The organism is Mesorhizobium sp. M2A.F.Ca.ET.039.01.1.1, from assembly GCF_003998035.1.
In the GTDB taxonomy this organism is placed as follows: Bacteria; Pseudomonadota; Alphaproteobacteria; order Rhizobiales; family Rhizobiaceae; genus Mesorhizobium.
In genome coordinates, this window is sequence record NZ_RZRY01001443.1 from 1 (window position 1) to 582 (window position 582).

Here is a 582-nt window from a genome sequence, read left to right on the forward strand (position 1 = left end):
CTTCGTTCGCGCCGTCCGCCACCTCGCTGCTGGTTGTGCTGTTCATCCTCGGCGCCGCCTGTTCCTGCATCCAGGTGCTGGTGCCGGTGGCGGCCTCGATGGCGCCGCCGGGCCAGGAAGGTCGCGTCATCGGCGACGTGATGAGCGGGCTGATGATCGGCATCCTGCTGTCGCGTCCGATCGCCAGCCTCGTCGCCGACGCTTTCGGCTGGCGTGCCTTCTACGGCATCAGCGCCGCGGCGCTGGCGCTGCTTGCCATCCTGCTCGGCCTCACCTTGCCGAGACGGCGGCCGCTGGCGCAGGCGCGCTATGCGGGGCTCATCGCCTCGTTGGTTCTGCTTCTGCGCCAGGAACCGGTGCTGCGCCGCCGCGCCTTCACGGCGAGCCTGGTGATGGCCGCCTTCAGCGTGTTCTGGACGGCGGTGGCGCTGCGCCTCGCCGCTCCGCCCTTCGACCTAGGCCAGAAAGGCATTGCGCTTTTCGCGCTGGTCGGCGCCGGGGGTGCGGCGGTGACGCCTGTCTTCGGCCGCGCCGGCGACCGCGGCTTCACGCGCTCCGCAACGGTCCTCTGCCATCTCGTGC

1 protein-coding gene is annotated in these 582 nt (G+C 71.1%); it reads left to right on the plus strand.

Annotated elements, in window-relative coordinates; genetic code table 11:
- Positions 1 to 582, plus strand: a 582-nt coding sequence (locus EOA24_RS40345; protein ID WP_133375081.1) for an MFS transporter, incomplete at both ends; no start/stop codon positions are given.